Origin of the sequence: Nocardia sienata NBRC 100364 (assembly GCF_001613205.1) — a bacterium.
GTDB classification, from domain to species: domain Bacteria; phylum Actinomycetota; class Actinomycetes; order Mycobacteriales; family Mycobacteriaceae; genus Nocardia; species Nocardia sienata.
Window position 1 is genome coordinate 95,501 of the sequence record NZ_BDBX01000004.1, and the last position, 13,498, is coordinate 108,998.

The window sequence follows — 13,498 nt, forward strand, 5'->3', positions numbered from 1 at the left end:
CATGCTCCCCGACCCGCTGGGCTGGCTTTCGCGCTCCACGACCTTCGACGTGAAAGGTAAAACGGTGCTGGTCACCGGTGCGGGCCAGGGCATCGGGCTCGAACTGGTCACCCTCCTGCACCGGCGCGGCGCGGTGGTGGTCGTGGTCGATATCGACGAGGCGGCCGCCGAGCGTACGGCGCGCGACCTGGGTTCGCGCGCCTACGGTTTCCCCGGGGATGTCGCCGACCGCAGCCGGATGGAAGAGGTGATCACCGAGGTCGCCGAGCGGTTCGGTGGTCTCGATGTGGTAGTGGCCAATGCCGGGGTCACCCCGGTACCCGCGACCATCCGGAGCATGGATCCGGCCGATTTCGATCGGGTCATGAGCATCAACCTGACCGGGGTGTTCAACACCGTGCACCCGGCACTCGACCATATCGTGCGGTCCCGGGGTCACGTGGTCGTCGTCTCTTCCTGTGCGGCTTTCGCACCGGGTATGGGCGGCTCGCCCTATATGGTCAGCAAGGCCGCGGTGGAACAGCTCGGCCGGGCACTGCGGGTGGAGCTCGGCGCCTCCGGCGCCACCGCCGGCATCGCCTACTTCGGGGTCGTGGAGACCGCGATGACCCATGACATGCTCGACGCCGACGATCTCGGCCGCCGGATCAACGATCTGCTGCCGTGGCCGCTGAATGTGCGGATCACCGCCGAAGAGGCCGCCCGGACCATCGCCGACGGTATCGCGCGCCGCGCCGCGCGCACCATCGCGCCCAGCGGCTGGCAGCCCTACGCATTGCTGCGCGGAGCGATCAACACCGTGCTCGACCGGCGGCTCGCCGCCGATTCCACAGTGCACGAACTGGTCCGCGCGATCGAGCGGCGCCGATGAGCGAACCGGCGCGCGGATCGCTGCGGGCCCGGTACGTCCGGCAACTGTCCGCGCTCACCGCGCGCCGCCTGGCGCAGTTCACACCGGTGAACGCCTACACCCTGCCCGCCGCCCGGGCCCTGATCGACCAGACCCTGCGCGCGGCCGCACCCACGCTGCGCGGCACCGCGGTCGATCGGGTGCGGCACGGCACGATCGCCGGCGAATGGGTCCGTGGTCCGCGGGCGGTCCGGACCGATGCCGTGATCCTCTACGTCCACGGCGGCGGATTCGTGGCCGGATCCGCCGCCGGGTATCGCGGGGTGGCGGCGCGGCTGTCCACCGCGACCCGGTTTCCGGTGTTCACCCTCGATTACCGGCTCGCGCCCGAACATCCGTATCCGGCGGCGCCCGAAGACGTCGCCGCCGCCTTCCGGTGGCTGGTGTCGCGGGGGCACCGTCCCGGCCGGATCGTGGTCGCGGGCGATTCGGCCGGCGGCTTCCTCGCCGCCGATTTCGCCATCTCCCACGCGCGCGAGGGGTCCGCCCCGCCCGCGGGCCTGGTTCTCTTCTCGCCGATGACGGATCTGAGTCTCGCGCTCGCGGCCGGATTCGCGGGGGCGGCGGCCGAGGGGCTGTTGTCTCCGGAGCTGTCGCGACGTGCGGTCGCGCATTTCACTCCGGCTCCCTACGATCTGCGCCCCGTGCGCGGAATGCCGCTGCCTCCGGCGCTGATCCACACCAGCGATTCCGAATTCTTCGGCGGCGACGGCGTCAGCCTCGCCGAACGTTGGACCGACGCCGGCGCCGGCTGCGAACTGCAGGTATGGCGCGACCAGATGCACGCCTTCCAGGTGCTGCCCGCCCTCGTCCCCGAATCGCGCCTCGCCTATCGGGCGGCGGCCCGCTTCGTCTCCTCGGTCCTCGACACCACCGCCGCCGCGGTCTGATCCGGAAAGGCCCAGCTGTGAGCACAGCACGCTTCCCCACCCTCCCTGCCGCGTTCCAGCACATCGCCGCTGTGGAACCCGCCGCTGTCGCGCTGCGGACCCCGGGTGACGCGCAGACCCTGACCTGGTCCGATTATGCCGCCCAGGTCCGTGCGTTCGCCGCGGGCCTCGACGGACTGGGTGTGCGCCGAGGCGACACCGTGGCCTTGATGATGGGCAACCGGATCGAGTTCTACCCGCTCGAGGTCGCCGCCCAGCATCTCGGTGCGACCTCGTTCTCGGTCTACAACACCCTGCCCGCCGATCAGCTGAACCATGTACTCGGTAATGCCGGAGCCCGGGTGGTGATCTGCGAACCGCAGTACGTGGCCCGGTTGCGCTCCTGCGGGGTGGAACTCGACCATATCGTCTGTCTGGACGAGGCCCCCACGGGAGCCCTCTCGGTATCCGACGTGATCGCAGCGGCGCGAACCGGTTTCGACTTCGATGCCGCCTGGCGTGGGGTGCGCGGCGACGATGTGGCCACACTCATCTACACCTCCGGCACCACCGGCAGCCCCAAAGGTGTGGAGACCACCCACGCCAACCTGCTGTTCCAGGTCTACGGGATCGCCGAGGTGCTGGGTATCGAATTCGGCGACACCATCACCTCGTTCATGCCCAGTGCCCATATCGCCGACCGGCTGACCGCCCTCTACGTGCAGGAAGTTCTCGGCACCCAGGTCACCTGTGTCGCCGATCCCAAGCTCATCGCGCCGGCGCTGGCGGATCTGCGACCGACCCTGTGGGGTGCGGTACCCCGGGTCTGGGAGAAATTGCGTGCCGCCATCGAGTACAAGATCGCCGCGGAACCCGACGCGCAGCGGCGGGCGGCGTTGCAGTGGGCGCTGTCGGTCGCCACCGCCCGGGGCGAACACGAACTGGCCGGTACCCCACTGCCCGGCGACCTCGCCGCCGAATGGCAGCGCGCCGACGAACTGGTGCTGGGCGGTCTGCGCGCGGCGCTGGGGTTCGACCGGATGCGCTGGGCGCTCTCGGGCGCCGCCCCCATACCCCCCGCGACCCTTGCGTTCTTCGCCGGACTCGGTGTCCCGATCACCGAGATCTGGGGGATGTCGGAACTGTCGTGTATCTGCAGCGTCAGCCCGCCGGCCGAGGTGCGGCTGGGCACGGTCGGGAAGCTGCTGCCGGGAATGGAGTACCGGACCGCACCCGACGGTGAGTTCCTGGTCCGGGGTCCGCTGGTGATGAAGAGTTACCGGGGGCAGCCGGACAAGACCGCCGAGGCCATCGACGCCGAGGGCTGGCTGCACACCGGCGATATCGTGACGGTCGACGAGGACGGCTATCTCAGGGTCGTCGACCGCAAGAAAGAGATCATCATCAATGCCTCCGGCAAGAACATGTCGCCGACGCATATCGAGAACACCATCAAGGCGGCGACCCCGCTGATCGGCGCCATGTCGGTGATCGGGGACGGCCGCCCGTACAACACCGCACTCATCGTGCTCGACGCCGAGACCGCCGGCCCCTATGCGAAACAGCACGGACTGGCCGACGATTCGGCCGCCACCCTGGCCGCCGATCCGTCCGTGATCGCCGCGATCCGGACCGGCGTGGCCGCCGGTAACGCTCACCTGGCCCGCGTGGAACAAGTGAAACGCTTTCTCGTACTGCCGGTTTTCTGGGAGGCCGGCGGCGACGAGGTCACGCTCACCATGAAACTCAAGCGCAAGGTCGTCGCGGAGAAGTACGCGGCGCGGATCGCCGACCTCTATCGGGATCCGCCGGCCGGCGATATCCACGAACCCGCCGAGGGGCCGCAGCTCGCCGCGGCTACCTGACGCGGGCGTCCGGCCCGGCTCAGACTTCGAGCTCCTCCTCGATCCCCCGCAGCCGGTGCCGGGCCAGCGCAAGGTTCGCCCGGCCGCGGTCGAGGGCCAGGTACAGGAACAGCCCCCTCGACTTGCGGCCGGTCATGGGCCGGATCAGGTGATATTGGCTGCTGAGGGAGATCAGGACATCCTCGATGTCCTCCTGCAGGCCGAGCTGTTCGATGGTACGCAGTTTTGCGCGCACCACCTCGGTGTTGCCGGCGGCGGCCACGTTCAGGTCCAGCGCCTTCGAGCTCCCGAGCGTGCCCAGGGCCATACCGCTGTTGTAATCCACGACGGCCGCGCCGAGGGCGCCGTCGATCGACATCATGTCCTCGAGTGCCAAATCCATATCGGACACAGGTCGTTCCTCTCGGTGGTTTTCGTTTACTGCGTTCTTCCGTTCCCGCCGGGGTTCTTCGCCACGGCGGACAGATGTTCGGCGATCCGGCGTGCCACCGGACGGGACTCCAGGTGCAGCCGGCCGATATTGACCTCGGGAGCCGCGAGTACGGTCAACGATGCCCAGCCGGCCGCGTAGATCACCACGTGTCCCCCGGTGCCGTCCACCACGACTTCTTGGAAACCGCCGCCCTGCGCCGTGTGGGCGAGCCGATCCGACAGCGACAGCTGAGCCGCCGCCAGCGCGGCCATCCCGGTCGGTTCGATATGCGCGGGTAGATCGTGGGTCACCAGCAGGCCGTCGCTGGATGCCACGAGCGCCCCGGTCAACCGGGGTACGCGTTCGCGCAGCGCCCGGAGTTCCGCTGTCACCGCGGCGTGGGGATCGGAAACGGTCATCGGCACCTTGGTAAGCCTTCCCATCAGTTCACCGAGCAGATTCTTACGCGCCGTCACGCGAGGTCCTCCAGAGCCGCTCGAAGTCGGGTGAGCAGTTCGTGGTCCACCGGTTCCCACTCGTCTCCGTCGGGCACCGGTGTGGCGTTGCGGACGCGGCGACGCAGCGGCGGCTCCGTGCCGGTGTCCGGCTCGGCGGCAGGCCAACGGGATTCCGAAGCCGAGGCGCCCTCGGGTGGTTCGATCAACCCGGCCACGGTCAGATCCCGCACGGCCTCCAGACAGCCGTAGGCGGTGCGGCCCAGGTCCCGGGCGATTCCGGTGATGCTGCGACGGTTGTCGGCGGCGGCCAGCACCTCGGCTTGACTGCCGGTGAGCAGCACCCGTCGCCGCCGGATCCGGCGCACCGGGACCACCGCGGCGCGGTCGACCAGTTCCGCCGGCCACGGCCCCGCGTCCGGGTCACCGCGACGCGCGCATTCGCGGACCAGTGCCCGCGGCCGGATAGTGCAAACGGCCGACAGCCAGTGTGCCGGGGCCGGCCTGAACTCCGGTTCCGCCGGCATGGGCAGCAGAAAATAGGCAGCATCGAAAACGGCGAGCAACGCCAGGCTTTCCAGCAGGGGCCGGCCCAGCAGCGGACCCGGGTCACCGGTACCCGCTCGCTCCCAGTCCTCGGCACTGGCCACCCCGGCCTCGACCACCAGCCGATCCAGCCCGGTGGTGCGCGAGCAGGTGGCGGAGGCGATGGCGCCGTCGGCGAGATGGAACTCCCCGTCACCTACGCGCAGGACGCCGGTCCGGCCTTCGTCTTCCAATCGCTGCAGTTCGTCGGCGAGTTCAACGCGCATGACCGTCCTCGGCCAGTTCGGCGAGGATGCCGCGTAGCCGGAATCGGGCCATCGCCAGATTCCCGGACTCCTCGTCGAACAGGACATGGACGAAGAGGCGGCCGCCGAAATCACCGTCCACCAGATTGAGCAGGTGGTATCCCCCGGTTCCGCAGACGATGATCTCGTCGACGTCGTCCCCGGTCGGACCCGTGGTCAGCGCCGGGCAGTCGAGCACCGCGCGTACCACATCGGTGGTGGTCGCCGCGTCCTCGTGCTGATCGACCACATCGTGGCGACCCGCCGCGGCCACCGCCAGCCCACTCGCCCCGTCCACCAGTGTCACGCTGCGCGCACCGGGGATGTCCATGATTCGTTCCAGACATCCATCGATTCCGCTCATGCGCCCTGCCCGTTCATGCGTGTTTCAGATCTCTGGAGACACTACACATACAAGGCGTTCGCTGCCGACTGAACGCATGACCTGGTCGGTTACCCGGGTGGCCGGAGGCCGAAACGATTCCGCGACCGTATACGAAAAACGCAGCGCGGCAGCACAGTTGGCAGCCTGGGCCCGGGCCGGTGCCCGCCGACCGATGTTTTCTCAAACTTGCGCTCGCACGCGGGAAACTGTCTGGATCGAACGAGGTCGGGCGAACTACGTTCGACACATGACCGAGTTGTCTCCCGGACGGGGGCGTGCACTGCTCGCCGCGGCCGTCACCGTCGTACTGTGGGCGTCGGCGTTCGTTGTCATCCGCACCGCCGGAACGGATTTCTCGCCGGGAGCGCTGGCGCTGGGCCGATTGGCCTCGGGCTCGGTGGTATTGGTGGCGCTGCTGCTGTCGACCGGTACCGGCCTGCCCCCACGATCGGTACTGCGCGGGATCATCGTATCCGGAGTGCTGTGGTTCGGGCTCTACATGGTGGCCTTGAACTGGGCCGAGCAGTACGTCGACGCGGGCACCGCGGCGCTGGTGATCAACACCGGACCGGTCCTGATCGCACTGCTCGGCGGGCTCTTCCTCGGCGAAGGTTTCCCGAAACGGCTCATGGCCGGTATCGCGGTGGCATTCACCGGAGCGGCCGTGGTGGGGTTGTCCAGTTCCGAGGGCCCGGCCACCGTAGCCGGAGTCGTGCTGTGTGTGGTGGCGGCCGCCGCCTGGGCGGTGGCCGTGCTCGTTCAGAAACCGGCGCTGGCCCATGCCTCGGCCCTGCAGGTGACCACCGGCGGATGCGTGGTGGGCACGATCGCGTGCCTGCCGTTCGCCGGGCAGCTGATCGGTGAGGCGGCCGCGGCACCGCTGCCCGCCACCCTCGGCCTGGTCTACCTCGGCGTATTTCCGACCGCCATCGCCTTCACCACCTGGGCCTATGCCCTGGCCCGGATGACCGCGGGGCAGGTGGGCGCCACCACCTACGCGGTACCGGCACTCGTGGTCGTGATGTCCTGGCTCTTCCTCGGCGAAGTGCCCGGCCCGACGGCGCTGGCCGGCGGCGTGCTGTGCCTGGCGGGAGTAGCGATCACCCGATGGCGAACGCGCGCATGCCGAGGCCCGGCCGCGCGCCCCGGCGGCGACCTCGAGGCCGATCCGGTATGAGGTCGATATGTCGCAGGCCGATTCGCCGCGTCGTGCCGGCCGGCGGGCCGACCCGCCACAGAATAGCGGGGTAGTTCGCGCAGACCTGCGTACGGTGAAGGAGATCAGCTCAGCCATCCTCCGAGACGAACAAGGAGAGTGCCCTATGCTCGCAGCCTTTTCGATCACTCCCATCGGTACCGGCGAGAGCGTCGGAGATCAGGTCGCCACCGCGGTGCGGGTCATCCGGGACAGCGGCATCACGTACCGGACCGGCGCCAGCTTCACCGAGATCGAGGGCGAGTGGGACCAGGTCATGGGTGTCATCAAGGCTGCGACCGATGCGGTTTTGACCGAATCCGATCGGTGCAGCATCGTCCTCAAGGCCGATATCCGGCCCGGTCGGACGAATACGCTGAACACCGAGATCGAATCGCTCGAACGACGCCTCGCCGAGTGAACTCGACCCGGAGTCACCGCGCCGGCGACACCGGCGCCCTGCCCCGCTGCCTGTACCCGAGGACAGCGAACAGCGGCTTGACCAAGGTCCACTCGCCGAATCGGTACTCCGCGCCGCGCACCAGCCGGGCCGCGAGGTCGGGGCGCATGACCGCCAGGTAGCGGCGGGCCTGCTCCGCATGCAGCGGGTTGGATACGATCTTGATCCGGTCGGCGGTTCCCATCAGCGCGATGGCGTTCTCGACGTTCTCCCAGGTGCTCCGCGAGGCGGTATCCAGCGCGACCGGACCGGACCAGCCGCGTTCCCGCGCATAGGCGGCCATCAATTCGGCTTCGGGCCGTGAACCCCGGACCGCGCCGCCGCAGAAGATCATCCGGGTGTCGAGCCGGGGATCGCAGGAACGCAGTCCGGCGCGCACCCGCCACCTGTTGAGCGCGTTGGCCGACGGCGCCGGATTACCGAACCCGAGTACGACGACCACTTCGCTCGCGCCGGTCACCGACCCGACGAGCCGCCGCGACGACCGCCAGTTCACCCACTCGCCCCACGCCAGCACGGCCACGCCGGCGACGAGCAGTATCCGTGACGTCCGCACAAGCATCGGAGCGTACCCGTACGCGCGGCAGGCGCTGTGCGATACGCGCACACGACAATCCTCGACCGATCGAAGGGGCACCGCGCAGCTGTCATGCTCCCCGCTCACCGTATTCCCGTACCGCGCAGAGGTATTCGGTGATGGCGTCCCGGTTGCGCTCCAGGCAGCGGATCCGCTCGTTCATCCGGTCCCGTTCGCCCTCGAGGGTCGCGAGCATCTCGGGCGTGGCGTCCGGGAAGTAGATGGACCTCGGCTTGTCCAGGCACGGGAGAATTTGTTTGATGATCCGAGTCGGCAACCCGGCGTCGAGCAGTCCCCGGATCTGCAGTACGCGATCGACGAAGCGCGGGTCGTAGTCGCGGTAGCCGTTCGCGCACCGCTGGGCGGTGATCAGGCCCTGCTCCTCGTAATAGCGCAGCAACCGGCGTGAGGTGCCGGTGCGCCGTGACAATTCCCCGATTCGCATTCCACCGACCTCGCCAGAACGATTTGACCTTCACATCTGTGTGAAGCTTCGACCATAGCCGAATGGACAATGAACTGATCGACTACAGTGCCATCGTCGACCGCGACCCGATCCGGTGGCCCGGCGGTGCGCGCGTCGCTTTCTACGTAGGGCTCAATATCGAGCACTACCGCGTGGACCGGCCCTCCACCAGTATCTTCGCCGGGACCGCCGGGCAGGTCCCGGATCCGCTCAACTACGGCTGGCGCGATTACGGTCCCCGGGTGGGGTTCTGGCGGATCCTGGAATCGCTGGACCGCCACGGCATCCGGGCCAGCGCACTGCTCAACTCCGATGTGGTCGAACGTTACCCGCGCATCGTCGCCGCGGGCCGGGAACGCGACTGGGCCTGGCTGGCCCACGGCCGGAACAATTCCGTCCTGCAGGCCGAGATCGCCGCGGCGGACGAGCGCGCCTACCTCGCGGACGTGCTCACCACCATCGAACGCGGCACCGGGAAAAGACCGCGCGGATGGATGGGCCCCGCTCTTTCCGAAAGTTTCCGCACCCCGCGGCTGTTGCGCGAACTCGGCGTCGACTATGTCCTGGACTGGACCAATGACGACCAGCCCTATCCGCTGCGCGTGCCCGGCCTGTTCAGCGTGCCGTACTCGGTGGAGTTGAACGACAACACCCTGTTCCTCGGCACCGGGCTCACCGGCCCGGATTTCGTGCAGCTCGTGCGGGACCAGCTCGACCGGCTGTGGGCGGACTCCGAAACGAGCGGCCGCGTCCTCGCTCTGGCCCTGCATCCCTTCGTCACTGGGCAGGCGTTCCGGGCCCGCTACCTAGACGAGGCACTGGCATACATCGTCGAGCATCCCGGCGTATGGGTCACCACCAGCGACGAGATCGCGGCGCACTACGCGGGCACCCGAACCGGAGAGGCGGTCAGAAGTACGTTCCGCTGAACGGGTACTCGTCCACCTCGAACAGCGCGTCCGCCGTCGCCGCGGCGCCGGGCCGGTACTCGGTGGCCCGGCCCGCGAGCACCAGGTGGCGCCAGCGGGTGCCGCCGAGGTAGGCGGCCGCCAGGGCTGCGACGTCGGTGCCGAGGTCCGCCGGCTCGTCCACCCGGGTGACCCCGCCGTCCTCGATCCGATAATTGCCGGTGTTGGCGGACAGGATCGGGTCGGTGACGGCGAGTACCAGCGGCCGGCCGGGTCGATAGGCGCGCCGGGCCAACGCTGCGGGAACATCGATGAGCCGCAACCAGGTCTCGTCGTGAACATCGGTGACCCGCGCCGCTCGCTCGTCGGCCAGCAGATGCCGTAGCGGGCTGTCGGGCGAGATCGCGGACAGTACGACCACATCGACGATATCGGCGCTGAGCAGATGGCGGACGAGACCCACGAAGGCGGCGGGAGTCGTGGCGACGAGATCGTCGACCACCACGGTCCGGCGCGGACCGCGCACCCATTCCAGGGATTCGGCGGCGTGGTAGCGCACGAACCCGTCCTCCGCGCCGGGCTCCCCGTGCACGGCGACATGGCCCTGGGCCCGCAACAACCCCTGCAACCGCCACCAGTACGAGGGGCGATCGACCGCCGCGGTCCACGTCACATCCGCTGTCGCGTAGATCTTGGCGGGCACCTCCCAGCCGTCCGCGGGCGGCAGCAGCCGGACCGGACCCGCGGCCGGTACGGTTTCGCGGAAGCGGGCCCGATGCACATCGATCTCGCAGCGCGCCGACGAACCGGCGACGCCGTACCCGAAACGCTCATAGACACCACCCTGGGTTGCGCGCAGCGACGCGACGACCTCCCCGCGTGCGGCGATATCGGTGAGCTGCCGGCGCAGCAGCGCGGCCGCGATCCCCCGACGCGCGTGGGTGGGCAGGACACCGACATGCGTCACCGCGGCGTGCGGCAGGCGAGCGCCGCCCGGGGCGATCAGCCAGCTGGTGTAGGAATTCACTGTCCCGACCAGCTCACCGCCGATACGGGCACCGAGTGTGCGTCCGGGTTCGTTCAACCCGTCCGCGGCTTCGGCCGAGATCGGCGGGCCTCCGACCATCGCGGTACGGAACACCTGCTGCGCGGCGCGCGCATCTGCCGCGTCGGTCAGAATGTCGATTTCGACGGTCATCTCGGCTCACTCCGGAGGTTCGGGATCGGTGCGGGGGTCCGGCGAAGCCGCACGGCGTCACGGGATACGAATAATTTCTCTCATATGACGCACGCTACGTCACACCGTGCACAGTGCGGCCCCGGTGTCCGGCCCGGCGATCAGGCCGGGGCGGGTCTCCGGTACCGGGTCCCAACGGCCGTTCGAGCAGGCATACTCCCACTGCGCTCCGGCCACCACCAGGGTCCGTACAGCATCGAGCAGTCGATCCACGTCACCGGCGGTGGTACCGAGCCCGATACTGGCGCGCAGGGCGGCGTCGAGCCCGAACCGGTCCAGCAGCGGATGGGCGCAGAAGCGGCCGTCACGTACGCCGATCGCGTGCTCGGCGGACAGATACGCCGCGACCCGGCCCGGTTCGAAACCGTCCACGGTGAAGGCGACGATGCCCACGCAGTCGGCGCTGTCGGCCCAGATCCGGAGGCAGCGGACACCGGTGACCCCCTCCAGGCCGGTGCGCAACCGGTCGGTGAGCTCCCGTTCGTGCACCTCGGCGGGAATGACGAGTTCGGTGAGAGCCTCGCAGGCGGCCGCCAACGCCACGGCGCCCAGCACATTGGGTGAACCGGCTTCGTGCCGATGCGGTGCCGCCGCCCAGGCCGCGGTTTCCGAGGTGACCTCGGTGACCGCGCCCCCGCCGGCCAGGTACGGCGGCGCGGCGTCGAGCCAGTCACGGCGCCCGGCCAGCACTCCGGCGCCGTACGGTGCGTACAACTTGTGCCCGGAGAAGACCACATAGTCGATACCGGTAGCGCACAGGTCGATACGGCGGTGTGGCGCCAGTTGGGCCGCGTCCACCAGAATCCGTGCACCGTGACGATGGGCGAGTGCGGCCAGCTCTGTCAGCGGCAGCACCTCGCCGGTGACATTGGACGCGCCTGTGATCGCAAGCAAAGCCGCGGGTTTCGCGGCCAGTTCGGCGGCGAGACGGTCGACGGTCTCGGTGAGCGTGCGGGCGGTCGGCACCACCCGGCGGCCGCGTCCGGACCAGGGCAGGAAGTTCGCGTGGTGTTCGATATCGAGGACCACGGTGTCGCCGGGGACGCAGGTAGCGAGCAGGTTGAGCGCGTCGGTGGTGTTCCGGGTGAACACCACCTCCTGGTCGGCGGCGCAGCGCAAAAAATCGCGTACCGATTCGCGGGCCGCCTCGTAGCAGTGGGTGGAGATACGCGAGGCGTACCCGGCGCCGCGGTGCACGCTCGCGTAGTAGGGCAGCAGCTCGGCCACCCGCGCGGCGACCTGCACGAGGGCCGGGGCGCTGGCCGCGTAGTCGAAATTGGCGTAGGTGCAGGTACCGCCCTGTACCAGCGGCACCCGCAGATCGCCGCCGGAGATCCGGGCGGGGGCACAGTCGGGGTCGAGTACAGCGGTCATCACGCAATCCCTTCGATCGAGGGACTCCGGGTTTCGATTCGACGGAGTCCGCGCTTGCCGCGCTCGATCGAGCGACGGCCGGGTCGTCACCCGGGGCACCCCACCGCGGAGGAGGGTTGCCGGCCAGCAAGCCGGGGCTGCGCGCTGACACTCATGACCTGGTGCGAGGGTGGCAGACGACCATCGGCTTGTCAACTCGCCCCCTCCGGATCCGCTTCCGGCGGATTCGGCACATCTGCGCTGCTCCCGGAAACCGCCTGCCGTGCACGGCCGGGTAGACCGGCTGCGCTTACCCTGATCCCGTATCGAAAGGCTACTGGGGGCAGTGGTTTCGAATCATCGTGATCCGGTCCATGGCCCGCGAACCGATAGCGGCGCAAGGTGTCTGTCCGGGCGATCACCTCGGCAGACCCGGTGCGCGCCTACCCCGATCCACGCGGCCCGAACGGAGACCTTCGATGCCCGACCGAACAGGAGCCGCCACCCCGACGGCCGAATATCTCTGGTACATCCCGAATCAGGTGAATCCCGGGCATCGCGGTGATGCCGTGACCGCCGATCACAACAGTCTGGAGACGCTGACCGCTCAGGCGCAAGCGCTCGAGGAATACGGCTGGCGGGGCGCGCTGCTCGGCACCGGCTGGGGACGGCCGGATACCTTCACCGTCGCGACCGCCCTCGCGGCGCGGACGAACACGTTCGAACCGCTGGTGGCGATCCGGCCCGGCTATTGGCGGCCCGCCCATTTCGCCTCCGCGGCGGCCGGCCTGGACCACCTGACCGGCGGCCGGCTGCGGATCAATATCGTCTCCGGCAAGGACGACGTCGCGGCATACGGCGAGGCCGAAGAGGACCAGACCGAACGGTACGCCCGCACCCGGGAGTTCCTCCGGCTGGTCCGCCGGCTCTGGACCGAGGAAAACGTCACCTACCTGGGCGAGCACTACCGGGTCACCAATTCCACCGTCACGCCGCGGATCGCCGTGCGCGAGGGCCGCACCCACCCGCTGCTCTACTTCGGTGGCGCGTCCGCGGCCGCCGAACGAGTCGCCGCGACCGAAGCCGATGTCCAGCTCTTCTGGGGTGAGCCGCTGGCGGGCGTGCGGGAACGCATCGAACGATTGCGCGCGCTCGGTGACGAACTCGGCCGGGCCCTACCGCCGCTGCAATTCGGCCTGCGGATCACCACCTTCGTCCGCGATACCACCGAACAGGCGTGGGCCGACGCCGAGGCCAAGGTCGCCGAGATGGCGAAAACACACGATCGGAGCGCACCCCGGCGTGCGGCGGTCGGGCAGCAGCGCCTGCTCGACCTGGCGGCGCGCGGCGAAGTGCTCGACGACAACCTCTACACCACCCCGGGCACCGTCGGCGGCGGTGGTGCGGGTACCACGTGGCTGGTGGGTTCCGCCGAGGACGTCGCGAAATCACTGCGCCGGTACCAGGATCTCGGCATCACCCATTTCGTGCTGTCCGATACCCCCTACCTGCCCGAGATCCGGCGCCAGGGCGCCCAGCTCCTGCCGCTGCTCCGCGACTGAGCCGGGCGCACCGG

Annotated in this window: 15 protein-coding genes and 1 riboswitch; of the genes, 7 read left to right on the forward strand and 8 right to left on the reverse strand. The window is 69.2% G+C overall.

Going from position 1 to position 13,498, the window contains the following annotated elements:
- The first annotated feature begins 1 nt into the window (after position 1).
- From NS4_RS03415 to fadD11, 3 genes are read left to right on the forward strand one after another with little or no spacing between them, the layout of a single operon-like run.
- Positions 2-871, forward strand: coding sequence for a short-chain dehydrogenase/reductase (locus NS4_RS03415; RefSeq protein WP_063058373.1), 870 nt, complete (start codon positions 2-4; stop codon positions 869-871).
- Entirely contained in the window at positions 868-1,800 is a 933-nt protein-coding gene (locus NS4_RS33200) for an alpha/beta hydrolase (RefSeq protein WP_063058003.1), read from the forward strand. Before NS4_RS03415 ends, NS4_RS33200 begins: the two co-directional genes overlap by 4 nt.
- A gap of 17 nt (positions 1,801-1,817) precedes the next feature.
- On the forward strand, positions 1,818-3,644 hold the full coding sequence (gene fadD11, locus NS4_RS03425; protein ID WP_063058004.1) for a fatty acid--CoA ligase FadD11: 1,827 nt from the start codon (positions 1,818-1,820) through the stop codon (positions 3,642-3,644).
- A 19-nt stretch (positions 3,645-3,663) separates the two neighbouring features.
- Here fadD11 and NS4_RS03430 read toward each other — a convergent pair whose 3' ends face one another.
- The 4 genes from NS4_RS03430 to NS4_RS03445 are packed head-to-tail and all read right to left on the reverse strand — an operon-like array spanning position 3,664 to position 5,705.
- Positions 3,664-4,035: a hypothetical protein gene (locus NS4_RS03430; protein WP_063058005.1), complete on the reverse strand. Its 372-nt coding sequence runs from the start codon at positions 4,033-4,035 to the stop codon at positions 3,664-3,666.
- A gap of 26 nt (positions 4,036-4,061) precedes the next feature.
- The gene (locus tag NS4_RS03435; protein WP_245665042.1) at positions 4,062-4,532 is read right to left on the reverse strand and encodes a roadblock/LC7 domain-containing protein; all 471 of its coding nucleotides are present in this window, start codon (positions 4,530-4,532) and stop codon (positions 4,062-4,064) included.
- Positions 4,529-5,323, reverse strand: a complete 795-nt coding sequence (locus NS4_RS03440) for a hypothetical protein (RefSeq protein WP_063058006.1) — start codon at positions 5,321-5,323, stop codon at positions 4,529-4,531. The genes NS4_RS03435 and NS4_RS03440 overlap by 4 nt, the downstream gene beginning before the upstream one ends.
- Positions 5,313-5,705: a hypothetical protein gene (locus NS4_RS03445; RefSeq protein WP_030519775.1), complete on the reverse strand. Its 393-nt coding sequence runs from the start codon at positions 5,703-5,705 to the stop codon at positions 5,313-5,315. Before NS4_RS03445 ends, NS4_RS03440 begins: the two co-directional genes overlap by 11 nt.
- 268 nt (positions 5,706-5,973) lie before the next feature.
- Between NS4_RS03445 and NS4_RS03450 the strand changes: the two genes are divergently transcribed.
- Complete coding sequence (locus tag NS4_RS03450) at positions 5,974-6,903, forward strand: DMT family transporter (protein ID WP_063058007.1); 930 nt, start codon at positions 5,974-5,976, stop codon at positions 6,901-6,903.
- Between the two features lie 7 nt (positions 6,904-6,910).
- The gene (locus NS4_RS03455; RefSeq protein ID WP_369690198.1) at positions 6,911-7,342 is read left to right on the forward strand and encodes an MTH1187 family thiamine-binding protein; all 432 of its coding nucleotides are present in this window, start codon (positions 6,911-6,913) and stop codon (positions 7,340-7,342) included.
- 13 nt (positions 7,343-7,355) lie between these two features.
- On the opposite strand, the gene NS4_RS03460 is transcribed toward NS4_RS03455, so the two are convergent.
- Positions 7,356-7,943, reverse strand: a complete 588-nt coding sequence (locus NS4_RS03460) for a YdcF family protein (RefSeq protein ID WP_063058375.1) — start codon at positions 7,941-7,943, stop codon at positions 7,356-7,358.
- 85 nt (positions 7,944-8,028) lie between these two features.
- Positions 8,029-8,403 carry a MerR family transcriptional regulator gene (locus tag NS4_RS03465; RefSeq protein WP_063058009.1) on the reverse strand — a complete coding sequence of 125 codons (375 nt, stop codon included), beginning with the start codon at positions 8,401-8,403 and terminating at the stop codon, positions 8,029-8,031.
- 62 nt (positions 8,404-8,465) lie between these two features.
- Here NS4_RS03465 and NS4_RS03470 point away from each other — a divergent pair, with 62 nt between their 5' ends.
- Complete coding sequence (locus NS4_RS03470) at positions 8,466-9,353, forward strand: polysaccharide deacetylase family protein (RefSeq protein ID WP_063058010.1); 888 nt, start codon at positions 8,466-8,468, stop codon at positions 9,351-9,353.
- On the opposite strand, the gene NS4_RS03475 is transcribed toward NS4_RS03470, so the two are convergent.
- Complete coding sequence (locus tag NS4_RS03475) at positions 9,334-10,530, reverse strand: GNAT family N-acetyltransferase (protein ID WP_063058011.1); 1,197 nt, start codon at positions 10,528-10,530, stop codon at positions 9,334-9,336. The two genes, NS4_RS03470 and NS4_RS03475, sit on opposite strands and share 20 nt — an antisense overlap.
- A 99-nt stretch (positions 10,531-10,629) precedes the next feature.
- Entirely contained in the window at positions 10,630-11,943 is a 1,314-nt protein-coding gene (locus tag NS4_RS03480; protein ID WP_063058012.1) for an aminotransferase class V-fold PLP-dependent enzyme, read from the reverse strand.
- A 45-nt stretch (positions 11,944-11,988) separates the two neighbouring features.
- Positions 11,989-12,102: riboswitch (SAM riboswitch) on the reverse strand.
- 299 nt (positions 12,103-12,401) lie between these two features.
- On the opposite strand from NS4_RS03480, the gene NS4_RS03485 reads away from it, so the two are divergent.
- A complete protein-coding gene (locus NS4_RS03485; protein WP_063058013.1) occupies positions 12,402-13,484 on the forward strand; it encodes an LLM class flavin-dependent oxidoreductase in 1,083 nt (360 codons plus the stop codon).
- Positions 13,485-13,498 lie beyond the last annotated feature (14 nt).